The sequence below is a fragment of the Stenotrophomonas sp. YJH_SMC_57 genome, assembly GCF_059369755.1.
On the sequence record NZ_JCAFSZ010000008.1, the window covers coordinates 234,983 to 256,389 of the forward strand.

Sequence of the window (21,407 nt, forward strand, 5' to 3'; positions counted from 1 at the left end):
ATGGCCCCGTCGCCCCTTCCCGGAGTCCGCCATGACCCTCACCCGCCGCCATCTGCTGGGCCTGGGCGGTGTTGCCACCGCCGCCGGCCTGCTCGGCCTCGGCGCGTGCAGCCGCGCCGCACCGGCCGCTGCCGAAACGCGTCCCGCGCGACAGTTCGAGGTCATGCACAGCGACGCCGACTGGCGCCAGCGCCTGACCCCGGCCCAGTACGCGGTGCTGCGCCAGCAGGCCACCGAGCGGCCATGGAGCAGTCCGCTCAACAAGGAGCACCGGCAGGGCACGTTCGCCTGTGCCGGCTGTGCGCTGCCACTGTTCTCATCCTCCACCAAGTTCGAGAGTGGTACTGGCTGGCCGAGCTTCTGGGCGCCGCTGCACAACGCCATCGGCGAAGACCGCGACGTCACCTTCGGCATCCTGCGGGTGGAGGTGCACTGCCGCCGCTGCGGCGGCCATCTCGGCCACGTATTCAATGACGGCCCGCGTCCGACCGGGCTGCGCTACTGCATGAACGGTGCAGCGCTGATGTTCGTTCCCGGTGCTGCCGATGGCGGCACCACCGACGGCTGGCGGGTGCCGGTCGGTTCTTCCCCCACGTCCGGAGCCTGACCATGCTGCTGTTGCTGCTTGCCTACCTCGGGGGTGCGTTGACCCTGCTCAGCCCCTGCATCCTGCCGGTACTGCCGTTCGTGTTCGCGCGCGCCGACCGCCCCTTCCTGCGCAGCACGCTGCCGCTGCTGCTGGGCATGGCGCTCACCTTCACCGTGGTCGCCAGCCTGGCGGCGGTGGGCAGCCAATGGGTGGCGCAGGCCAACCAGGTCGGTCGCTGGATCGCCCTGGTGCTGATGGCACTGTTTGCGCTGGCGCTGCTGTGGCCGCGACTGGCCGACCATCTGCTGGCCCCGTTCCAGCGCGTGGGTGCACGCTTGAGCGCACGCGCCGATGCCGCTGACGCCGCAGGACGCGGTGGCGCGGGGACCTCGCTGCTGATCGGCATCGCCACCGGCCTGCTGTGGGCCCCATGCGCCGGGCCGATTCTGGGCCTGGTGCTGACCGGCGCCGCCCTGCACGGCGCCAGCGTCGGCACCACTGCGCTGCTGCTGGCCTATGCACTGGGCGCGATCACCGCGCTGGCGCTGGCGGTGTGGATCGGCGGCCGGGTGTTCCGCGCGATGCAGGCGCGGCTCGGCGTGGGTGATGTGCTGCGCAAGGTGCTGGGCGTGGCCGCGCTGCTGGCCGTCGTGGCGATCGGCCTCGGTTGGGACACCGGCCTGCTGACCCGCCTGTCCACGGTCAGCACCGCGCGCATCGAGCAGGGCCTGCTGGACGCCGTACCCGGCGCGCAACCGGCGGCACCGCCGATGATGATGATGGCCGGTGCCAACACCGGTGCCGATGCACCGCTGCCGGTGGAGGGCACCCTGCCCGCGCTGGACGGCGCCACCGGCTGGCTCAACAGCCCGCCGCTGACTGCCCAGCAGCTGCGCGGCAAGGTCGTGCTGGTCGACTTCTGGACGTACTCCTGCATCAACTGCCTGCGCGCGATGCCGTTCGTGCACGAGTGGGAACGCCGCTACCGCGACCATGGCCTGGTGGTGATCGGCGTGCACACGCCGGAATTCGCTTTCGAACGCGACCCACGCAACGTGATGAAGGCGGTGCAGCAGCTGAAGGTCGAGTACCCGGTGGCGCTGGACAACCAGTACACGATCTGGCGTGCGTTCAACAACCGATACTGGCCGGCGCAGTACTTCGTCGATGCGCAGGGCAACATCCGCGGCCACCAGTTCGGCGAGGGCAACTACGCGCGCTCGGAACAGGTGATCCGCCGGCTGCTTGCCGAAGCCGGCCAGACCCGCCTGCCGCCGCCAGCCGATCCCGCCGCGGCCGACCTGCAGGGCGTTGCCGCGCAGGCCGACATGGGCAACCTGCGCTCGCCGGAAACCTATCTGGGCCACGCCCGTGCCGAACAGTTCGCCTCGCCCGGCGGGCAACGCAACGACACCGCGTTCGACTACACGCTGCCCACCACCCTGGCGCTGAACCGGTGGGGCCTGTCCGGGCAGTGGACGATCAACGACGAGGCCGCGCAACTGCAGCGCGCCGGCGGCCGCATCGCGTTCCAGTTCCATGCGCGCGACCTGCACCTGGTGCTGGCACCGGGCCAGGACGGCAAGCCGGTGCGCTTCCGCGTGTGGCTGGACGGCAAACCGCTGCCCGCCACCGATGCCGGCAGTGACGTCGGCCCCGATGGCAGTGGCGTGGTCAACGAACACCGCCTGTTCCAGCTGGTGCGCCAGCGCGGCACGGTCGGCCCGCACCGCTTCGAGATCGAATTCCTCGATGCGGGCGTGCAGGCCTACGCCTTCACCTTTGGTTGAACCGGGAGGACACGATGAAACTCTCCTTTGAACAGGGTATTGCTGCCGGTGTCGCCGGTCTCGTGGCCACGGCATTGATCGCCGGTGTGCTGCTGGTCGACCACGGCGCGATTGCGGCACCGGTCGAATCCAGCGCGCAGGCCAAGGCGCTGCCGGCACCCACCGGCGAAGCGGCGTTCCGCGATGACGCCACCCACGCCAGCGTGGTGTTTGCCGGTGGTTGCTTCTGGGGCGTGCAGGGCGTGTTCCAGCACGTCAAGGGCGTGAGCAATGCGGTATCCGGCTACATCGGTGGCAGCGCCGCCAACGCCCATTATGAGCGGGTCAGCAGCGGCCAGACCGGTCACGCCGAAGCGGTGAAGATCGACTACGACCCGCGCCAGGTCAGCTACGGGCAGCTGATGCAGGTGTTCTTCTCGGTGGTGCACGACCCGACCCAGCTCAACCGCCAGGGGCCGGACCACGGCAGCCAGTACCGGTCGGCGATCTTCAGCGACGATGCGCGCCAACAGGCCGCCAGCCGCGCCTACATCACCCAGCTCGGCCAGGCCGGCAGCTACCGCGCGCCGATCGTCACCCAGCTGGGCAGCGGCCAGCGCTTCTACCCGGCCGAGAGCTATCACCAGAACTACATGACGAACTACCCGCAGGCGGCCTACATCCGCTACTACGACGCACCGAAGCTGGCGGCGCTCGGCAAGCAGTTCCCGGCACTGTACCGGCGCGATGCGGTGCTGGTGCCGATGCGATAGCCGCCGGCCGGCAATCCCCACGCAGAAAAAGACGCACGGCGATCCCGCCGTGCGCTTGGGAAGTATCGGCCGCGCCCCGATCAGGCCCGGCCGACAACGACATGCTAGTCTCGCCATCACCATGGGTACAGCTCCAGTTGGTGGGAACTTCGATGGATACAGATGACCAGAGCGCGATGATCCCTCCCCGCTACCAGCGGCTGTCCGATGAACTGGCCGAAGCCATCCACGGCGGTCGGCTTCCGGTTGGCAGCCGCCTGCCCTCGCTGCGGCAGATGGCGCTGCAGCGCAGGCTCAGCCTGAACACCGTGATCGCGGCCTATCGTCAGCTGGAAGATGCCGGCCTGGTGATTCCACGGCCCAAAGCGGGCTTCGAAGTCGCACCGCGCTTGTCGGTGCCGGAACGTTCGCTGCGCGATACGCCGTCGGCGCCCACCGCGCCGCTGCAGCAGGCGCTGATGGCCCGCGTGCTGGAGGCACAACGCCGACCCGGCGTCATCGACCTGGCCTTCGCCGGCCCCCGTGGTCGCCAGTTCTATCCCGGGGCGCAGCTGGCCCGGCACACCGCACAGGTGCTGCGCCACGGCCAGCAGACGGTGGAAACCTATGCACGCCCGAATGGCTCGCCGCGGCTGCTGGCGCAGATCGTGCGCCGCGGTCCGCGCATGGGCCTGCACACCCACAGCGACCGCCTGCTGCTGACCCATGGCGCGATGGAAGCGCTGCAGCTCGCGCTGCGTGCCGTCACCCGGCCCGGCGATGCGGTCGGCATCGAGGCGCCCTCCTACTTCAACCTGTATCCCTTGCTGGCCACCCTCGGCCTGCGGGCCATCGAATTGCCCACCCACCCGCAACAGGGACTGGATGTCGATGCCCTGGGGGCCCTGCTCGAACACACATCGCTGGCCGCGCTGGTGGTGATGCCGACCGTGCACAACCCGCTGGGCTGCACCATGCCCACATCCGCCAAGCAGCGACTGGCCGAACTGGTCAATGCACGCCAGCTGCCGCTGATCGAAGATGCGGTGTATGCCGAGCTGCAGTTCTGCGAACCGCCTGCGCCCTTGCTCAAGGCCTTCGATCGCGACGGATGGGTGATGGTGGTCGGTGGGTTTTCCAAGACGCTGGCGCCGGACTATCGCATCGGCTGGCTGGAGGGTGGCCGCTTCGCCGAGCGCATCGCGCTGCTGAAGTTCCAGTCCACCGGCGGCGAACCGCAACTACTCGGCGATGCGGTGGCCGCCTACCTGGAGGCGGGCAGCTACGAGCACCACCTGCACCGCATGCGTCGCCTGTATCGCGAGCAGGTGGGACGGCTGCGCCAGCTGGTAGCCGAGCACTTCCCGGCTGGCACCCGCGCCACCGAGCCGCAGGGCGGTTTCCTGCTTTGGCTGGAACTGCCGGGCGTGGATACGCGCGAACTGTTCGAGCGTGCGCTGCAGGAGGACATCGTGTTCATGCCCGGCCAGGTCTATTCGCGCGGCGCCCGCTACCGGCATTGCCTGCGGCTGTCGTGCTGCCAGACCCTGGATGCGCGCTTCATCGGTGCGGTGGAACGGCTGGGCGCGATCGCGCGCGAGCTGGCGGCTGCAGCACGGTAGTGCCGGCCGCTGGCCGGCAACTGCATCCATCCAGCGATCCCGGGATTGCCGGCCAGCGGCCGGCACTACAGGTGCGCGGCCAGCGCTTCGCCATTTGCCCCCGGCAGGTGCCGCAGCCGGCCCCAGCACGGCATCGGCAGGCGCTGCCGCAGCGTGGCGAAGTTCTCGTCCTGGCGCTGCATGGCCGGGTCGATGTGGTTGCCGACCCAGCCCAGGCACGCCACGCCGCTGGCCTGCAACGACTGCGCGGTCAGCCGCGCATGGTTGACGCAGCCCAGCCGCATGCCCACCACCAGCAGCACCGGCAGCTGCAGCGCGCGCACCAGGTCCAGCTGGTCCAGCGTGGCCGAGACCGGCGCCAACCAACCGCCAACGCCCTCCACCACCACGATATCGGCCTGTGCGCGCAGCCGCTCGAACGCGGCCACCATCGGCGCCAGCTCCACCTGCACGCCATCTTCGGCAGCGGCCAGCTCCGGTGCCAAGGGGTGCCGCAACGCATACGGATTCAGGTCGGCATAGTCCGGCACCGGCCAGCTGGCCGCCTGCAGGGCCAGCGCGTCCTCGTTGCGCAGGCCCTGCCCCAGATCCTCGCTGCCGCTGGCTACCGGCTTCATGCCGACTGCACGCAGGCCACGACGGCGCAGTGCGTGCAGCAGCGCGGTGCTGACCGCGGTCTTGCCGATCCCGGTATCGGTGCCGGTCACGAACAGGGCAGGTGGCAGCGCGGCGGGCAATGGCATTGATGGGCTCCAGCAGGGCAACAGAGCGTGCATTATCGCCGGCCCCGCACGCTTGCTAGACTGCGGGCATGTTCGCCAATGCCTCGCTCACCGGCAGCAAGCCGGAACAATACGCCCAGCTGCTGGAACAGGCCCGTGGCCTGGTCTACGCCGAGTCCGACCGCATCGCCAACGCGGCCAACCTCTCCGCGCTGGTCTACCACGCCCTGCCCGATCTGAACTGGGTCGGCTTCTACCTGTACGACGGCAAGGAACTGGTGGTCGGCCCGTTCCAGGGCCTGCCGGCCTGCGTGCGCATCCCGCTGGACAAGGGCGTGTGCGGCGCGGCCGCCAGCCAGCGCGTGACCCAGCGCGTGGACGACGTCGATGCCTTCCCCGGCCATATCGCCTGCGACTCGGCCTCGCGTTCGGAACTGGTGGTGCCGCTGCTGCGCGGTGATGAGCTGATCGGCGTGTTCGACATCGACAGCCCCAAGGTGGGCCGCTTCGATGCCGAGGACCAGGCCGGGCTGGAAGCCATCGCCCACGTGTTCGTCGAGGCCCTGGGATGAGCGCACCGAAACTGCGCAACATCGGCCCGAAGAGTGCGGCATGGCTGCGCCAGGTCGGCCTGCGCAGCCGCGAGGACCTGGCCGCGATCGGTGCGGTCGGCGCCTTCGTCAAGGTCAAGCGCGCGGGCTTCAAGCCCAGCCTGAACCTGCTGTACTCGCTGGAAGGCGCGTTGCTGGACTGCCATTGGCAGGAACTGAGCGAGCCACAACGCGAAGCACTGGTGCAGGACTACGAAGCACGCATCGCCGCGCATCCATTGAAGGCAGCCGGCCCGGCTTCGGGCCCGGTGCATGAGCAACGCTTCGATGCCGACGATGACGCTGAAGACAGCGTCGCCGAGAGCGCCGACGAGGATTGAGCCCTCCGCGTTCCTGGGGATGCCGGCCAGCGGCCGGCACTACCACTGTGATGCGGGATCGGTAGCGCCAGGCCATGCCCGGCGGGTGCGCTCAGGGCTGCTGCAGTTCCAGCAGTTCGCCTACCAGACCTGCTTCACCGCGTTCCAGCCGTACCCGCAGGCGCGTGCCATGGTCGATGCGCAGCGCCCAGCACAGCGACATTGGCAGGCCGCACACCTGCGAAAGCACCATGCGCAGCGGGCCACCGTGGCTGACCACCAGTGTCGGCAGCGGGTCATCGTCATCAAGCAGGCGATCCAGCGCGCGCGCAATGCGCCGCTCGAAGTGGCCCCAGCTCTCACCATTCGGCGGCGGATACGCATGCGGGTCGGCATGGAACGCCGCCAACGCGTCTTCCGGCAGATCGAACAGGGACTGGCCGTCCCAATCACCGAAATCCAGTTCCTCCCACTCTTCGTCCGCCTCCACATCCAGGCCGCGCGCGGTGGCCAGCGCCATCGCCGTGTGCAGCGAGCGCAGCCGCGGCGAGCTGATCACCCGCTCCCACGGCTGTGCGGCATAGGCATCGACCAGTCCCTGTGGCAGCGGGGCCAGCTGCGGTGGATCGGTGCGGCCATCGAGGAACTCATCGCGACCGTTGCCGGCATGGCGGACCAGGTCGAGGATCACGGTAGTGCAACCGTATATGAAGCGCTGGCCAACGACTGCGTCGCGGACGGCGCAGGTAAAATCGACGATTGAAGCAACATCATGAACCCCACTTCCGGACAGCATCCCCGTAGTGGGGCGCGCCATTCTAGCGTGGGCCGCCCTCCGCCTGCCTGGATGAGGCCCCTGCACCTGATGCGGACAGCGATGCCATCACGCGTTTGCCCAACCTGATCATCGGTGCTTCGATGCAGCGATGCCCCAGCGCGGCCAACGGCAGTGCGACTGCCAGTACCAGCGCAGCGCACAGCAGATAGCCGGTTGTCCCGCCACCCGTGACCGCCAGCAGCCTGCCAAACACCGGCGCGAGCAAGGCGATCACAATGGGATGCCCCAGGTAGAGCGAGTAGCTCACCGTACCCAGCCAGGCTGTCGCCCGGTTGATCAACCAGCGTGGCGGGCATTGCGAACAACCCACCAGCAATGCCAGGTAGCCAAGGCCCGCCAGTTGCCATTGGCTCGCTCCGCTCCAGCCGCCCACTGTTCCTGTCATGACCAGCAGCAGCACCAGGCCACCGGTAGCGTTCAGAGCCATTCCCCACCCGCGCGCCTGCGCGGAAGGCAGCCGCGAGAGAGCGTTGTATGCGTGATACGCCACCAGCCCCATCGCGAACACAGGCGCGTGCGTCAGCCAGCCGTAGCTGCCCAGCGAAGCCTCCACGCGTGCTCCCAGCGAGCCAGTTCCGGCCAACGCCGCCAGCCCCAACAGCGCCAGGAGGAGCATCCAGGCCCGGCGCCCGTCATTCACCCACAGGTACAACACAGGGAAGATCGCATAGAACAGCATCTCGACCCCGACTGCCCAGCTGGCCCAGACAATTCCCTGGTCCCAACCGGGGAAGAGGTTGAATGTGAATGTGGCATTGGCAATGATCTCGGCCCACGGATGGCCGGCATGGCTACCCCGGCCATCGCGGAAAATCGAGAACGCCAGCAGCAGATAGAACAGCGGCGCGATGCGCAGGAAGCGGTGCAGGTAGAAGCTCAGCAACGGCCGACCGCTGGCTCTGTGGCGAGGCTGGGTATAGCACAGGGAAAATGCGCTGATCACGAAGAACAATGCGACACCCGTGGCCCCCAGGTGCAGCACCGGCAACAACCAGCCCGCGACAGACAACGTGGGCGTCGGCATCGACTGGACGTGATACAACACAACATAGACGGCAGCCAAGCCCCGAAGCGAGTCGAGGAACTGCAGGCGATCCTTTGCAATCATGTTCCAGGTTCCAACCAGAAGCGCGTGCGACACCTCTCACTCTACCAGCTGGCGATGCCGTAGACTGCGCGCACTTCCAGGTGACCTGCGGCCTTGGCCGGCAGGTTGAAACGGGAAGCCGGTGACGCGTGATTCCACGCCAGGCCGGCGCTGCCCCCGCAACGGTAAGCACGTCAGTTCCAGGCAACAACGCCACTGTGCCGCGCGCATGGGAAGGCGCCTGGACGGTGGCCTCGCGCCACCCGGCGGCAAGCCCGGAGACCGGCCCGGAAGCCTCAGGTCGCGATGCGGTGGGCATGGCGCTGGATGAGCACGGCGTCGGCCGTGGCATCGGCGCGTGCCTGGCTTCGCGGCTCCTCCCCTTCGCTGCGCGGGCGTGCGCAGCACCTGGAGTCCCCCAGATGAAGCTGCAGACCCGAATGCTCACCCTGGCCGTACTGGCCACGCTGCCCACGCTGGCGCAGGCCGCCAATGACACCACCGCGCTCGACCAGGTACTGGTCACCGCCACCCGCACACCGATCGCCCTGCAGGACAGCATCGCGCCGGCCCAGGTGATCGATCGCGCGCAGATCGAATCCAGCCAGGCCACCTCGCTGCAGGAACTGCTGCGCGGCCGCGCCGGCATCAACCTGACCAACACCGGTGGCCTTGGCAAGCAGAGCTCGCTGTTCCTTCGCGGCACCAACTCCGGCCACACCGTGGTGCTGGTCGACGGCGTGCGCATCAACAGCGCCGACCTCGGCCTGGCCATGTATCAGGATCTGCCGCTGGCGCAGATCGAGCGCGTGGAGATCGTGCGTGGCCCGCAGTCCAGCCTGTACGGCGCCGACGCCATCGGTGGCGTCATCCAGATCTTCACCCGCCGCAACCAGGGCGATTTTGCTCCGCACTTCCAGCTCGGTGGCGGCAGCAACGGCCTGCGCGAAGCCAGCGGCGGCATCGGGGGTGGCACCGAACGCGGCTGGTTCGGCGCCGACATCGCCTACCAGCATTCCGATGGCATAGACGCCTGCCGCGGCTCTTCCTCGGTGTTCACTGCCGGCTGCTTTGCCGACGAACCCGACCGCGACGGCTACCGCAACCTGTCCAAGAGCCTGCGTGGCGGCTACACCTTCAACGACCAGTGGAACGTGGAAGGCAGCGCGCTGCGTGCCGACGGCAGGAACCACTACGACGGCTACTACAACTACTCTGAAACCCGCCAGCAGGTGCTGGCCGGCAAGGTGCGCTACACCCCGTCCGAGCGCCTGGCATTCACTGCCAACGTCGGCCGCAGTGACAACGAATCAGACAACTATGGCGCGCCGGGCGTATTCGGTAGTGCGCAGACCCACCGCAACAGCGCCTCGCTGCAGGGGGATTTCGGCCTGGCCGAGGGCCAGCTGCTGAGTGCCGGCGTGGACTGGAGCGAAGACAACCTGGATGGCAGCAGCGCGGGCTACCTCGTTGACAGCCGCCGCAACACCGGTGTGTTCGTGCAGTACCAGGGCCGCTTCGGCCGCCACCAGCTGCAGGCCAGCGCGCGTAACGACGACAACCAGCAGTTCGGCAACCATGCCACCGGCAGCCTTGGCTGGGCGATGCAGCTGGCGCACGGCCTGCGCGTCAATGCCAGCTACGGCACCGCCTTCAAGGCACCGACCTTCAGCGACCTGTACGACCTGTGGAGCGGCGTGCCGACGTTGAAGCCGGAGAAGTCCAGGAGCGCCAACCTCGGTGTTTCTCAACAGGGCCAGGGCTGGCATTGGGGCCTGGACGTGTACGAGACCCGCATCGATGACCTGATCACCTACGATGCGCTCACGATGAAGATGCAGCAGGTGGAGAAGGCGCGTATCCGCGGCGCCGAGCTGACCGGTGGCGTGCTGCTGGCCGGCTTCGATATCAACGCGCAGCTGAGCCACACCGACCCGCGCAACCGCACCCGGGGCAGCAGCCAGTTCGACAACTGGCTGCCGCGCCGCGCGCAGCAGACCGCGCGCCTGGACATCGATCGCCGCTTCGGCGATTTCCGCGCCGGCCTGACAGTGCAGGGCGCGGGCAAGCGCTATGACAACGCCGGCAACTCGGTGAAGGTCAGCGGCTACGGCACGCTGGACCTGCGTGCCGAGTACGCGCTGACGCCGTCGTGGTCGCTGCTGGCGCGTGCGGCCAACGTGTTCGACCGCAGGTACGAGACCGTGGCGTGGTTCAACCAGCCCGGCCGCGAGTACCAGCTGAGCGTGCGTTACCAGCCGAGATGACCGCAACGGTCATGGTAGTGCCGGCCGCTGGCCGGCAGCATCATGACCTTCGGGAGAGCGTTCCGGGTTGCCGGCCAGCGGCCGGCACTACCCGTTGCGTCGGCCCGGGTGACCGGCCGGCGACCAGAGACGTCCGTTGCGTCAGCGCTGCAACCCCGGCAGCTCACGCAGGTCGTCGATCACGGCCACCGCATGTGCGGTGGCCAGATCCAGGCCACGCGGATAGCCATAGCGCACCAGCGCGATCGGCATGCCGGCCTCTTCAGCGGCGCGATAGTCGGTCAGCGAATCACCGACCATCAGGCAGGCGCCTACCGGCAACCCGAAGTGCGCAGCGATGTGGCGCAGCGGTTCACCACTGGGCTTGCGCTGCGGCAGCGAGTCGCCGCCCAGTATCAGCGCGAACGCGTCGCCGATGCCCAGGTGCTGCAGCAGTGGTGGCACCAGCGCTTCGGGCTTGTTGGTGCAGATCGCCAGCGGCACGTTGCGCGCACGCAGCTGTGCCAGCGCCTCGGCCACGCCATCGAACAGGCGTGGGCTGCGCAGCAGGCATTCGCGGTAGTGCACCATGAACACCGGCATCACCGCGGCCAGGTCGAGCTCGCGGCCGGCGGCATGCACGGCCTGCTCCACCAGGCGACGCACACCATCGCCGATCCAGCCCAGCACCGTGGTTTCCGGCACGCGCGCCACACCAATGTCTTCCAGCGTGCGGTTCAGTGCTTCGGCGATATCGGCCGCGCTGTCGACCAGCGTGCCATCGAGGTCGAACACGACCAGCGGATAGGGATACGACAAGGGACGGCACCTGTGCGACGTGGGGCCGTCCATTGTACGTCGGCCTGTTTTTTTGCAGGCCCGCTTCAGCCGATCCTGCGCGCGCGGGTGGCCAGGAACGTGGGCAGATAGCGGTCGATCAGGAAGCGCGGCTGCGGCTGCCAGTCTTCCATGAAGCGATCGATGACGAAGCCGGCGTCAAGCTGGCCGCCGATGAGTTCGGTCAGGCTGTGGCCGAAGGTGAGCGCATCGCCGCGCGCCAGCTTGGCCTCGCGTTCGGCCGGCGCCAGGTCTTCCAGGTCCGAATAGGGAATGGCGTACTGCGGGCGGATCAAGCCCTGCGCATCCAGCTGCGGATCACGTGCGCCGACGAACAGCACCGGGTTGTAGAAGCTGGTCATCAGCAGGCCGTCGCGCGCAAGCACGCGATGGCACTCGCTCCACACCGGCCGCACGTCGGGCACGTACAGGTTCGAGATCGGCTGGAACACCACATCGAAACTGCCGTTGGCGAAGGCGTGCAGATCGCGCATGTCGCCCTGCACCGTGCGCAACTGCAGGCCATCGCGCGCGGCGACCTGACGGTCCTGCTCCAGCTGCCCGTCGGACAGGTCGAACACGGTGACATCAGCGCCGGCCGCGGCCAGTACCGGCGCCTGCTGTCCACCGCCCGAAGCCAGGCACAGGATGCGGCGGCCGCGTACATCGCCCAGCCAGTCCAACGGAAGTGCGCGCGGCGTCAGATGCACCTGCCAGCGCCCTTCGCGTGCAGCGGCAATCGTCGAGCTTTCAACCGGGCGCGACCATTCGCGCACCTCGCTGGCCTGGCGGTCCCAGGCAGCACGGTTGTGGTCGATCAAGGCCTGTCCATGGTTCATGTGTTCTCCTTGCCCGGCGGGCGCCAATCCAGGTCCTGGAAGGCCGGGCTGGCGAAACACTCGCCCAGGAAGTCCAGGAATCGCCGCATGATAGCGGGCTGCTGGCGCCGTGATGCGTACACGGCATGAATGCCGAGTTCGTCCAGGCTGAATTCCGGCAGCAGTTCGATCAGTTCGCCAGTGCGCAGCAGCGGTGCTACCTGGTAGGTCGGCAGCATCGCGATGCCGGCCCCGGCACGCACCGCTTCCAGCAGCAGCGAGGCTTCATTGGCACTGATGTTGCCGCCCACCGCCACCGACAGCGAACGGCCGTCGCGGTGCAGCTGCCACAGGCTCTTGCCGACGTAGTGGTGGGTCAGGCAGTTGTGCGCGGCCAGGTGCTCGGGAGCGGTCGGCGTGCCGTGCGCCTGCAGGTAGGACGGCGTCGCGCACAGCACCGAGCGGCAGGTGGCCAGCCGCCGCGCGATCAGGCTGGGGTCGATCTGGCGCGCGATGCGCACCGCCAGGTCCACCCGCTCCTCCACCAGGTTCACCGTGCGATCGACCAGCAGCAGCTCGATGCGCGCCGCCGGGTGGCGTGCGACGAAACCGGCCACTGCACGCGCCAGGTGGCTCTGCCCGAACGACACGCTGGCGGTCACCCGCAGCGTGCCGTGCGGCTCGGGATCATCGCTGGCCAGCTCGCCCTGCAGCGCCTCGCCGATCTCCAGCATCTGCCGGAAGCGCGCCAGCGCCGCTTCGCCGGGACCGGTCAGGCTGACCCGGCGCGTGGTCCGGTGCAGCAGGCGCGCACCCAGCCAGCCTTCGACCTCGGCCAGATAGCGACTGACCATCGCCCGCGACATGTCCAGCACCTCGGCGGCCGCGGTCAGGCTGCCGCGCTCGGCGACCTCGACGAACACGGTCATGGCGGTCAATCGGTCCATATGCTCGTTCCATGCAACAAACAAGCGCGTTATACGCTGTTTTTCGAGCGACTGCAGCGGCCTAGAGTGGCCCCATTCCCACCCCACACCGCCTCACGGAGTCCCGCAATGAAGATCGCCCTCGTTGGTTCCACCGGCAACATCGGCCGCCAGATCGCGCGCCACGCGCTGGCCCACGGCCACGAACTCACCGTCATCGTGCGCAGCGCGCAGGATCTTCCGGCCGAGCTGGCCGGCGCCCATCCGGTGATCGCTTCGCTGGATGACCAGGACGCGCTGGTCGCCGCCATCGCCGGCCACGACGTGCTGGCCAGCGCCTATGGCCCGCGCCCGGGCGATGACATCGGCCGGGTCGGCGAGGTCGCCGCGCAGCTGGCCGCGGCCGCGCGCACGGCCGGTGTGCCGCGCCTGGTGGTGGTCGGCGGTGCCGGCAGCCTGGAAGTCGCCCCCGGCGTGCAGCTGGTGGATACCCCGAACTTCCCGGAGGCCTACAAGCCGTACGCACTGGCCCACCGCGAAGCCTTCAAGCGCCTGCAGGCGGTGGAGGACCTGGACTGGACCTTCTTCTCGCCGGCCGCCGAAATCGGCCCGGGCGAAGAGCGTGGCCAGTACCGCGTGCAGCCCAAGGCGTTCCTGGCCGATGCCAGCGGCCACAGCCACATCAGCTACGCCGACTATGGCGCTGCATTCGTCGCCGAACTGGAAGCACACAAGTACCCGAAGCAGATCATCACTGCGGCGTACTGATCATGGCGTGCGCGGGCCTGCCCGTTCGCCGGGCATGGCCTGGCGCTACCCACCTGTAGCGCCGAGCCGATGCTCGGCCCGATATCCCCACAAGGACATCCCCATGCGTACCGCTGCCCTGCTGCTCCCCCTCGCCCTGGCCGCCAGTTTCACCAGTGCCCCGCTGCTGGCCGCACCGGCCGCCGCGTCGCCGTCCATGGCGACGAAAACCCAGCTGCACCTGCAGACCTTCCATCCTGGCCCGCAGGCGATGTTCTCGGTGTCCTCGGTGCTGATCGAAGGCCGCCATGACGCGATCCTGGTCGATGCGCAGTTCGGCGCCAGCGATGCGCGCAGGCTGGTGGACCTGATCCGCGCCAGCGGCAAGCAGCTGACCACGATCTACATCAGCCACGGCGACCCGGACTATTACTTCGGCCTGGCCACGCTGCAGGATGCGTTCCCGCAGGCGCGCATCGTCGCCACCACGCAGACCGTTTCCCACATCCAGCAGACCCAGGCCGGCAAGCTGGCCTACTGGGGGCCAAAGATGGGGGCCGATGTCCCCGCGCGCATCGTGGTGCCGCAGGTGCTGGAGGTAGACGCGCTGCAGCTGGAAGGCCAGCGCCTGCCGTTGATCGGCCTGGATGGCCCGACCCCGGACCGCAGCGTGCTGTGGGTACCGTCGCTGCGCGCGATCGTCGGCGGCATTCCGGTGGTGGCGGGCGAGCATGTGTGGATGGCCGATACACAGACGCCCAGGTCACACGCCGACTGGCTGCAGACGCTGCGGCGGCTGCAGGCCCTGAAGCCGACGGTGGTGGTGCCGGGGCACTACGCACCGGGTGCGGCGCTGGATGCCAGTGCACTGCGCTTCACCGCAGATTACATCCGCGCCTTCGATGCCGAGACGGCAAAGGCTAAGGACAGTGCGGCGCTGGTGAAGGCGATGCAGGCACGCTACCCGAAGCTGGCCGGCGTCGAGTCGCTGCAGCTGAGTGCGAAGGTGGCCAAGGGCGAGATGCAGTGGCCATGAGGTAGAGGTTTTCTTTTGCAGGGCTGCGCCCTGCACCCGCGGTAGTGCCGGCCGCTGGCCGGCAACAGCCGGAGCAGAAGCTGGTTTCCTGAGGGATGGCATGTCTCCGAAACCTGTCTTTATGGCATGACCCGCTCTGGGTGGGTGTCGACCTTGGTCGACACGAAGATCAGCCAGGTGCGGAATCGTTCGTTCCGTGCTCGAACAATTCGCCCTGCACCACCGGCTCCTTTTCTCGGAAGCCACCGAGGCCGACACCCACCAGGCGGTAGCGGGTTTCGGCCGGCAGGTCGACGCGGGCGCGCAGGGCCAGGGCGATGTCGCGCAGTTCTTCCATCGATTCCGGCGGGCGCTCCGGGGTGAAGCTGCGGGTAAGGATGCGGAACTGCGCGGTCTTCAGCTTCAGCACCACGGTGTGGCCAACGCGCTCGGTCTTGCGGGTGGCATTCCAGGTCTTCTCCGCCAGCTGCACGATGGCGTCGGCCAGATCCTCCAGCAGCAGGTCTTCGGCGAAGGTGTCCTCCGAAGAAATCGACTGCACCTGCTGGTCCGGTTCCACCGGCCGCTCGTCCACCCCGCGCGCGCGGTTGTACAGGCTGCGGCCGAAGCTGCCGAATGCCTCCTCCAGATCGATCAGTGCCCACTGCCGCAGGTCGCCGCAGGTGACGATGCCGCGCGCGGCCAGCTTGCCTTCCATCACCTTGCCCACGCCGGGCACCCGGTTCACCGGCAGCGGCAGCAGGAATGCGTCCACCCGCTGCGGTGGAATCACGAACTGGCCGTCGGGCTTGCGCCAGTCCGAAGCGATCTTGGCCAGGAACTTGTTCGGTGCGATCCCGGCTGAAGCGGTCAGCTGGGTTTCTTCACGGATCTGCGTGCGGATGGTGCGGGCAATGTCGGTGGCCAGTTCGATGCCGCTCTTCGGCTCGGTCACATCCAGATAGGCCTCGTCCAATGACAGCGGCTCGACCAGATCGGTATGGCGCAGGAAGATCTCGCGCACCTGGCGTGACACCGCTTTGTAACGTGCGAAGTCCGGCGGCACGAAAATCGCATCCGGACACAGGCGCTCGGCCCGCAGCGCCGGCATCGCCGAACGTACGCCGAACACGCGGGCCTCGTACGAGGCGGCACACACCACCGAGCGGGCACCGCGCCATGCCACGACCACCGGCCTGCCGCGCAGTGACGGATCGTCGCGCTGCTCCACCGACGCGTAGAAGGCGTCCATGTCGACGTGGATGATCTTGCGCAGTGCGTTCATGGTTGGCCGATATCATACCCGCACCGTACCGGTCCAGACGGCAAAGTATGGTCGTTGTGCATCAACGGGATGCGCGATCTGGAGGGAAAACACTACGCACGCGTACGGTGCGGCGGTTTGATTCCCGTTGCAACCGTCGTGCATCCTCGGCGACTTGTTGCCTCGTTTTCGCTTCCAGGATTGCGCTTTCCATGACTCGTCTCCACGCGTTCAACCGCGACCAGCTGCTGGCCAGCGCACGCGGTGAACTGTTCGGCGCCGCCGCCGGCCGGCTGCCCAACGATCCGATGCTGATGTTCGACCGCATCACCGAAATCCGCGAGGACGGCGGACCGCATGGCAAAGGCATGGTACGTGCCGAACTGGATATCCGCCCGGACCTGTGGTTCTTCGGCTGCCACTTCATCGGCGACCCGGTGATGCCCGGCTGCCTGGGCCTGGATGCCATGTGGCAGCTGACCGGCTTCTTCCTGACCTGGCTGGGCGCCCCCGGCAAGGGCCGCGCGCTGGGCTGCGGTGAAGTGAAGTTCACCGGCCAGGTGCTGCCGGATGCCAAGCTCGTGCGCTACGAGATCGATATCAGCCGGGTCATCAACCGCAAGCTGGTAATGGCCCAGTCCGACGCCCGCATGTACGTGGATGACCGCGAAATCTATAGCGCGCGCGACCTGCGCGTCGGCCTGTTCACTGAAACCGGGAGCTTCTGATGCGTCGCGTCGTCATCACCGGCATGGGCATCACGTCCTGCCTTGGCAATGATCTGGATACCGTGTCGGCCGCGCTGCGCGAAGGCCGCTCGGGCATCACCTCGCTGGCCGATCACGCCGAAGCCGGGCTGCGCAGCCAGGTCGGTGGCCGTGTCGACCTCGACCTGGACGCGCTGATCGACCGCAAGCAGAAGCGCTTCATGAGCGATGCGGCGGCCTTCGCCTACCTGTCCATGCGCGATGCGATCGCCGATGCCGGGCTCAGCCCCGAGCAGGTCAGCAACCTGCGCACCGGCCTGATCGCCGGTTCCGGTGGCGGCTCCAGCGAATGGCAGATCGGCGCGGTCGACCTGCTGCGCGAACGTGGCGTGCGCAAGGTCGGCCCGTACATGGTGCCGCGCACGATGTGCTCGACGGTCTCGGCCTGCCTGGCCACCGCCTACCAGATCAAGGGCGTCAGCTACTCGCTGTCGGCCGCCTGCGCGACCTCGGCGCACTGCATCGGCGCGGCCGCGGACATGATCCGCCACGGCGCGCAGGACATCATGTTCGCCGGTGGCGGCGAAGACCTGCACTGGTCGATGAGCGTGATGTTCGACGCGATGGGCGCGCTGTCGACCAGCTTCAACGAAACCCCGTCCAGCGCCTCGCGCCCGTACGACAAGGACCGCGACGGCTTCGTCATCGCCGGTGGCGGCGGCATGCTGGTGCTGGAGGATTACGACCACGCCGTCGCACGCGGTGCGCACATCCATGCCGAACTGATCGGCTACGGCGTGACCTCCGACGGTGCCGACATGGTGGCGCCGTCCGGCGAAGGCGCCGTGCGCTGCATGAAGATGGCGCTGCAGGGCATCGATCGCCCGCTGGACTACCTCAACACCCACGGCACCTCGACCCCGCTGGGCGACGTCACCGAACTCAACGCGATCCGCGAAGTGTTCGGCGATGCGGTGCCGCCGCTGTCCTCGACCAAGGCACTGTCCGGCCATTCGCTGGGTGCAGCCAGCGTGCACGAGGCGATCTACTGCCTGCTGATGATGCGCGACGGTTTCGTTGCCGGTTCGGCCAACATCGCTGAGCTGGACCCGAAGGTGGAGAGCTTCCCGATCCTGCGCGAAAGCCGCGAGCAGAGGCTGGATACGGTGATGTCCAACAGCTTCGGCTTCGGTGGCACCAACGCCGCGCTGGTGTTCGGGCGGGTGTGAGGGGAAGGTGTGCCGACCAACGGTCGGCACCCACCAGGGCATTGGGGTGTGCCAACCAAGGTTGGCACCTACCGTTACCTTGGCAGCAGCGGCAGCAGCAGTGCGTGCGCGTCCACCAGCGAGCCGACGATGCGGTGGCCCAGTGCGCGCAGTTCTTCGTCAGGATGCACCAGGTCCGGCACCTGGATCACAGTCATGCCGGCCGCCAATGCGGCGCGCGTACCGGCCGGTGAATCCTCCAGCGCCAGGCAGCGCTCCGGTGCCTGGCCCAGCCGCTGCGCGGCCAACAGATAAATATCCGGCGCCGGCTTCGGCCGCGCCACGTCGCCACTGGTGATCACCGCATCGAAGTACGGCAGCAGGCCGGCCGCGGCCAGCTTGCGGTTGGCGCGAGGCTGCCGCGTGGTGGTCGCCACCGCGCGCGGAATCGCGTGCGCCTTCAGCAGTTCCAGCAGCTCCAGGATGCCCGGCCGCAGCGGCAGGCCGGTCTGCGTGCGTGCTTCGTACAGGTCATGGCAGCGCGCCGCCACCGCTTCGATCACGCTGTCCTCGATGCCCTGCGCGCGCAGCAGCGCATGCGTGTCGCGGTCACCGAGGCCGACCATGCGCAGGAAAACCGCTTCGTCCAGGCCCAGCCCGAATTCGTCGGCGGCCTCGCTCCAGCAGGCCAGCGCGACCCGCTCGCTGTCGATCATCAGGCCGTCCATGTCGAAGATGACGGCGTCGGGCAGGAACGGCAGCGCAGCGATGGTGGTCATGGAGCGAACAACGTATCCAGGTCAGTTGAAGTGAGCTGCCGCCATTGCCCTTCGTCCAGCCCCTGCAGGTCCAGCCCGCCAACGCGGCTGCGGTGCAGGGCCTGCACGTGGTTGCCGGTGGCGGCGAACATGCGGCGCACCTGATGGTAGCGGCCTTCGTGCAGTACCAGGCGCGCGCGGCGCGCGTCCAGCACCTCGAGTTCAGCCGGCAGCAGGGGCGTCTTCTCGGACTCCAGCATCAGCGTGCCGCTGGCGAACAGGGCCACTTCATCGCCGCGCAGGTCGTCGCTCAGTTCCACTTCGTAGACCTTGGGCAGCTTCGACTTCGGCGAGATGATCCGGTGCAGCAGGCCACCATCGTCGGTCAGCAGCAGCAGGCCACTGGTCTCGCGGTCGAGGCGGCCGACCGTGGACAGCACCGGGTCGCGGTCGCGGAAGCGCGGCGGCAGCAGGTCGTAGATCAGGCGGCCGGTGTCCTTGGTCGAACAGGTGTAGCCGGCCGGCTTGTGCAGCGCGATCGACAGCCCCACCGGCGGGTCCAGCGGCTCGCCGTCAACGCGGATCGCCTCGTGCGGCACCTGGTCATCGGCGTACAGCACCTCACCGTCGGCGTCGGTCACGCGGCCTTCGCGGAACATCCACTGCACCTGCTTGCGGCTGCCATAGCCCAGGTTGGCGATGTGCTTGACCAGTTTCATCGGCCCTTCCCCTTCACCGCTTCAACCAGCTTGAAACCGTCGCGCTCGGCAACCACGCGCACCGCGCCGAAGCTGTCGTTGAGGGTGTGCTCGTACGGCAGGTGGCGGTTGGCCACCACGTACAGCCGCCCGCCCGGGCGCAGCGCCTGCGCGGCCACGGCGATGAAGCGCTGGCCGATGTCCGGGCGATCGGCCCGCGACGGCGTGTGGAACGGCGGGTTGCTGATGATCACGTCGTAGCCCGGCTCGATGCCGGCGGTGACGTCACGCCACAGGAAACGCAGCGGCAGCGGGCGCGGCGGCGGCGCCAGGTTCAGTTCGGCCAGGGCCAGCGCGCGCTGCTCGGCCTCGTACAGGTCCAGCGCGGTGATCTTCGGGCAGCGCTCCAGCAGCTCGCGCGACAGGTAGCCGTAGCCGGCACCGAGGTCGGCGGCACGCCCGGCCAGGTCGGCCGGCAGGTGCTCGGCCAGCAATGCCGAGGCCGGATCGATGCGGTCCCAGGCGAACACGCCCGGGCGGCTGAGGAAACGGCCGCCGACGATCGGGCGCACCGCATCCAGCGCCGACCAGCGCCTGGCCAGGTCGGCATCGTGCTGGCCCTGCATCGGCGCGGTCCAGTACACGCGGCAGTGGTTCTTGGTCAGGCTACCGCCGAGGCCGGTCAGCTGCTTGAGGTCGCCTTCGCCGGAGCGTGCGCCTTCGTTGTTGGACTGGCAGGCCACGATGCGACCGCCGTCGGCCACCAGCGCCAGCGCGCGGGCGAACAGCGCACGGGCCTCTTCGCGCTGGCGCGGCGGCAGCACCAGCACCAGCGGGTAGCGGCCCTTGCCGGCCACGTCATCCAGCTGGCCACTGACGGTCCAGCCGGCGGCCTGCTGCAGCGGCTGTGCGAACGGGGCGAAGCTCTGCTCGCAGTGCACCTCGCGGTTGCCCGCCGCTTCGCGCAACGGCCAGCCGTCGCGGGCACGCAGGAAGGCCACCGGGCCCTCCGGCCAGCGCAGGGCGCCTTGGGAGAACGGCAGGAACAGGGTCTGCAGGGGGGCGTCGTCGCTGGAGGCCATCGGCGCGGGTACTTCAAGCGTGAGGGCCGTCCATTGTAACGGCTTGGCCGGTCCGGCCCCGGCGGGCCACTTTGCGAAACCCGAACGGGGCCTTGATGTGCCAGCAACATTGAAACGTTCAGGGTAGAGGCTCCCCCGCAAACCCAGGAGAACCTGCATGCGAGCCTTGTTCGTCGGTGGCGTGGTCGACAACAGTGAAATGGACCTGGAAGGCAGCCATCCGCCCGTGCACTACCCCGAGGACACCGGCGGCGGCCACTCGCGCTACCGGCTGCACCAGGTCGGCCATGGCGCCGACGGCAGTGTGGCCTATGCGGTGTACGGCGCGCCCGACATGGCCGATGAAGAAGTGGCCCGGGTGGCGGAAGAACGCGCCTATGCGCGCCGGTTCGAGGCGACGCCCACGCTGTTCGAGCATTGACATCCGTGCAGCGCCCGAGCCCATGCTCGGGCGGTAGCGCCGAGCGAGGGCTCGGCGCTCCATCGGATCAGGGCGCCCTGGGTGGCAGACGGTCGATGCTGGCGATCTCATCCAGCCAGACGTGGTGCTGCTGCACCGGCGTGTCGTAGTCATCCAGGCGCAGCTGGCCATTGCTGCCTTCATCGCCAGCATCGTTGCGGTACTGCTGGAGCGTGGGTTTCACCGCCACGGTACCCAGCAGGCGACGACCGTCATGCAGGGTCAGCTGCACCTGCGTTTCACCTTCCAGCTGTGGCAACAGGGCTTCCAGGCGCGCGATCTGCGCCGGATCGGTATGGATGCGGGGAGCTGTGCGGGACATCGGCGACCTCCTGCACGCAGGGTCGCCGAT

23 protein-coding genes and 1 riboswitch are annotated in these 21,407 nt (G+C 68.3%); of the genes, 12 read left to right on the plus strand and 11 right to left on the minus strand.

Features of this window, described 5'->3' with window-relative positions; all coding sequences use genetic code 11:
* The first annotated feature begins 31 nt into the window (after positions 1 to 31).
* The 4 genes from msrB to AC5P7U_RS12950 all read left to right on the plus strand — a co-directional run bounded on the left by msrB (position 32) and on the right by AC5P7U_RS12950 (position 4,732).
* On the plus strand, positions 32 to 607 hold the full coding sequence (msrB, locus tag AC5P7U_RS12935; protein WP_495221183.1) for a peptide-methionine (R)-S-oxide reductase MsrB: 576 nt from the start codon (positions 32 to 34) through the stop codon (positions 605 to 607).
* 2 nt (positions 608 to 609) lie between these two features.
* Positions 610 to 2,379 (plus strand): cytochrome c biogenesis protein DipZ, encoded by a 1,770-nt coding sequence (locus AC5P7U_RS12940; RefSeq protein WP_495221184.1) that lies wholly within the window; start codon positions 610 to 612, stop codon positions 2,377 to 2,379.
* A 14-nt stretch (positions 2,380 to 2,393) separates the two neighbouring features.
* Positions 2,394 to 3,131: a peptide-methionine (S)-S-oxide reductase MsrA gene (gene msrA / locus AC5P7U_RS12945; RefSeq protein ID WP_004154039.1), complete on the plus strand. Its 738-nt coding sequence runs from the start codon at positions 2,394 to 2,396 to the stop codon at positions 3,129 to 3,131.
* Between the two features lie 152 nt (positions 3,132 to 3,283).
* Positions 3,284 to 4,732, plus strand: coding sequence for an aminotransferase-like domain-containing protein (locus AC5P7U_RS12950; RefSeq protein WP_197564356.1), 1,449 nt, complete (start codon positions 3,284 to 3,286; stop codon positions 4,730 to 4,732).
* Between the two features lie 65 nt (positions 4,733 to 4,797).
* Here the strand turns inward: AC5P7U_RS12950 and bioD are convergent, their stop codons facing one another.
* Positions 4,798 to 5,475 carry a dethiobiotin synthase gene (gene bioD, locus AC5P7U_RS12955; protein ID WP_197564357.1) on the minus strand — a complete coding sequence of 226 codons (678 nt, stop codon included), beginning with the start codon at positions 5,473 to 5,475 and terminating at the stop codon, positions 4,798 to 4,800.
* 68 nt (positions 5,476 to 5,543) lie between these two features.
* Between bioD and AC5P7U_RS12960 the strand changes: the two genes are divergently transcribed.
* A complete protein-coding gene (locus AC5P7U_RS12960) occupies positions 5,544 to 6,026 on the plus strand; it encodes a GAF domain-containing protein (RefSeq protein WP_308308766.1) in 483 nt (160 codons plus the stop codon).
* Entirely contained in the window at positions 6,023 to 6,385 is a 363-nt protein-coding gene (locus AC5P7U_RS12965) for a TfoX/Sxy family protein (protein ID WP_197564358.1), read from the plus strand. Before AC5P7U_RS12960 ends, AC5P7U_RS12965 begins: the two co-directional genes overlap by 4 nt.
* A 91-nt stretch (positions 6,386 to 6,476) precedes the next feature.
* On the opposite strand, the gene AC5P7U_RS12970 is transcribed toward AC5P7U_RS12965, so the two are convergent.
* Together AC5P7U_RS12970 and AC5P7U_RS12975 are read right to left on the minus strand one after the other, a co-directional pair.
* Positions 6,477 to 7,055 carry a histidine phosphatase family protein gene (locus AC5P7U_RS12970; RefSeq protein WP_495221185.1) on the minus strand — a complete coding sequence of 193 codons (579 nt, stop codon included), beginning with the start codon at positions 7,053 to 7,055 and terminating at the stop codon, positions 6,477 to 6,479.
* Positions 7,056 to 7,182: 127 nt separating this feature from the next.
* Positions 7,183 to 8,310 (minus strand): acyltransferase family protein, encoded by a 1,128-nt coding sequence (locus AC5P7U_RS12975; RefSeq protein WP_004154019.1) that lies wholly within the window; start codon positions 8,308 to 8,310, stop codon positions 7,183 to 7,185.
* Between the two features lie 61 nt (positions 8,311 to 8,371).
* Positions 8,372 to 8,594: riboswitch (cobalamin riboswitch) on the plus strand.
* A 117-nt stretch (positions 8,595 to 8,711) separates the two neighbouring features.
* Here AC5P7U_RS12975 and btuB point away from each other — a divergent pair.
* Positions 8,712 to 10,556 carry a TonB-dependent vitamin B12 receptor gene (btuB, locus tag AC5P7U_RS12980; RefSeq protein ID WP_495221186.1) on the plus strand — a complete coding sequence of 615 codons (1,845 nt, stop codon included), beginning with the start codon at positions 8,712 to 8,714 and terminating at the stop codon, positions 10,554 to 10,556.
* A gap of 141 nt (positions 10,557 to 10,697) precedes the next feature.
* Here btuB and gph read toward each other — a convergent pair whose 3' ends face one another.
* From gph to AC5P7U_RS12995, 3 genes are all read right to left on the minus strand, one after another.
* Positions 10,698 to 11,354, minus strand: a complete 657-nt coding sequence (gene gph / locus AC5P7U_RS12985; protein ID WP_312560047.1) for a phosphoglycolate phosphatase — start codon at positions 11,352 to 11,354, stop codon at positions 10,698 to 10,700.
* 65 nt (positions 11,355 to 11,419) lie between these two features.
* A complete protein-coding gene (locus AC5P7U_RS12990; RefSeq protein WP_312560046.1) occupies positions 11,420 to 12,211 on the minus strand; it encodes a class I SAM-dependent methyltransferase in 792 nt (263 codons plus the stop codon).
* Positions 12,208 to 13,137 (minus strand): LysR family transcriptional regulator, encoded by a 930-nt coding sequence (locus AC5P7U_RS12995; protein ID WP_053509739.1) that lies wholly within the window; start codon positions 13,135 to 13,137, stop codon positions 12,208 to 12,210. The genes AC5P7U_RS12990 and AC5P7U_RS12995 overlap by 4 nt, the downstream gene beginning before the upstream one ends.
* A 108-nt stretch (positions 13,138 to 13,245) precedes the next feature.
* Here AC5P7U_RS12995 and AC5P7U_RS13000 point away from each other — a divergent pair, with 108 nt between their 5' ends.
* Both AC5P7U_RS13000 and AC5P7U_RS13005 read left to right on the plus strand, forming a co-directional pair.
* The gene (locus AC5P7U_RS13000) at positions 13,246 to 13,884 is read left to right on the plus strand and encodes an NAD(P)-dependent oxidoreductase (RefSeq protein ID WP_197564366.1); all 639 of its coding nucleotides are present in this window, start codon (positions 13,246 to 13,248) and stop codon (positions 13,882 to 13,884) included.
* A 103-nt stretch (positions 13,885 to 13,987) separates the two neighbouring features.
* Complete coding sequence (locus AC5P7U_RS13005) at positions 13,988 to 14,899, plus strand: MBL fold metallo-hydrolase (protein WP_197564367.1); 912 nt, start codon at positions 13,988 to 13,990, stop codon at positions 14,897 to 14,899.
* A gap of 169 nt (positions 14,900 to 15,068) precedes the next feature.
* On the opposite strand, the gene dinB is transcribed toward AC5P7U_RS13005, so the two are convergent.
* A complete protein-coding gene (dinB, locus tag AC5P7U_RS13010; protein ID WP_197564368.1) occupies positions 15,069 to 16,163 on the minus strand; it encodes a DNA polymerase IV in 1,095 nt (364 codons plus the stop codon).
* A 191-nt stretch (positions 16,164 to 16,354) separates the two neighbouring features.
* On the opposite strand from dinB, the gene fabA reads away from it, so the two are divergent.
* On the plus strand, positions 16,355 to 16,870 hold the full coding sequence (gene fabA, locus AC5P7U_RS13015; RefSeq protein ID WP_004154008.1) for a 3-hydroxyacyl-[acyl-carrier-protein] dehydratase FabA: 516 nt from the start codon (positions 16,355 to 16,357) through the stop codon (positions 16,868 to 16,870).
* Complete coding sequence (gene fabB / locus AC5P7U_RS13020) at positions 16,870 to 18,078, plus strand: beta-ketoacyl-ACP synthase I (RefSeq protein WP_197564369.1); 1,209 nt, start codon at positions 16,870 to 16,872, stop codon at positions 18,076 to 18,078. The genes fabA and fabB overlap by 1 nt, the downstream gene beginning before the upstream one ends.
* A gap of 74 nt (positions 18,079 to 18,152) precedes the next feature.
* Here fabB and AC5P7U_RS13025 read toward each other — a convergent pair whose 3' ends face one another.
* The 3 genes from AC5P7U_RS13025 to AC5P7U_RS13035 are packed head-to-tail and all read right to left on the minus strand — an operon-like array spanning position 18,153 to position 20,595.
* Positions 18,153 to 18,836, minus strand: a complete 684-nt coding sequence (locus tag AC5P7U_RS13025; RefSeq protein WP_197564370.1) for an HAD family hydrolase — start codon at positions 18,834 to 18,836, stop codon at positions 18,153 to 18,155.
* Entirely contained in the window at positions 18,833 to 19,534 is a 702-nt protein-coding gene (locus tag AC5P7U_RS13030) for a pseudouridine synthase (protein ID WP_004154003.1), read from the minus strand. Before AC5P7U_RS13030 ends, AC5P7U_RS13025 begins: the two co-directional genes overlap by 4 nt.
* Positions 19,531 to 20,595, minus strand: coding sequence for a class I SAM-dependent methyltransferase (locus AC5P7U_RS13035; protein WP_008266654.1), 1,065 nt, complete (start codon positions 20,593 to 20,595; stop codon positions 19,531 to 19,533). The genes AC5P7U_RS13030 and AC5P7U_RS13035 overlap by 4 nt, the downstream gene beginning before the upstream one ends.
* 157 nt (positions 20,596 to 20,752) lie before the next feature.
* Between AC5P7U_RS13035 and AC5P7U_RS13040 the strand changes: the two genes are divergently transcribed.
* Positions 20,753 to 21,016 carry a hypothetical protein gene (locus tag AC5P7U_RS13040; protein WP_197564373.1) on the plus strand — a complete coding sequence of 88 codons (264 nt, stop codon included), beginning with the start codon at positions 20,753 to 20,755 and terminating at the stop codon, positions 21,014 to 21,016.
* A 67-nt stretch (positions 21,017 to 21,083) separates the two neighbouring features.
* On the opposite strand, the gene AC5P7U_RS13045 is transcribed toward AC5P7U_RS13040, so the two are convergent.
* Positions 21,084 to 21,377 carry a DUF3247 family protein gene (locus AC5P7U_RS13045; RefSeq protein ID WP_049456370.1) on the minus strand — a complete coding sequence of 98 codons (294 nt, stop codon included), beginning with the start codon at positions 21,375 to 21,377 and terminating at the stop codon, positions 21,084 to 21,086.
* Between the last annotated feature and the right edge of the window lie 30 nt (positions 21,378 to 21,407).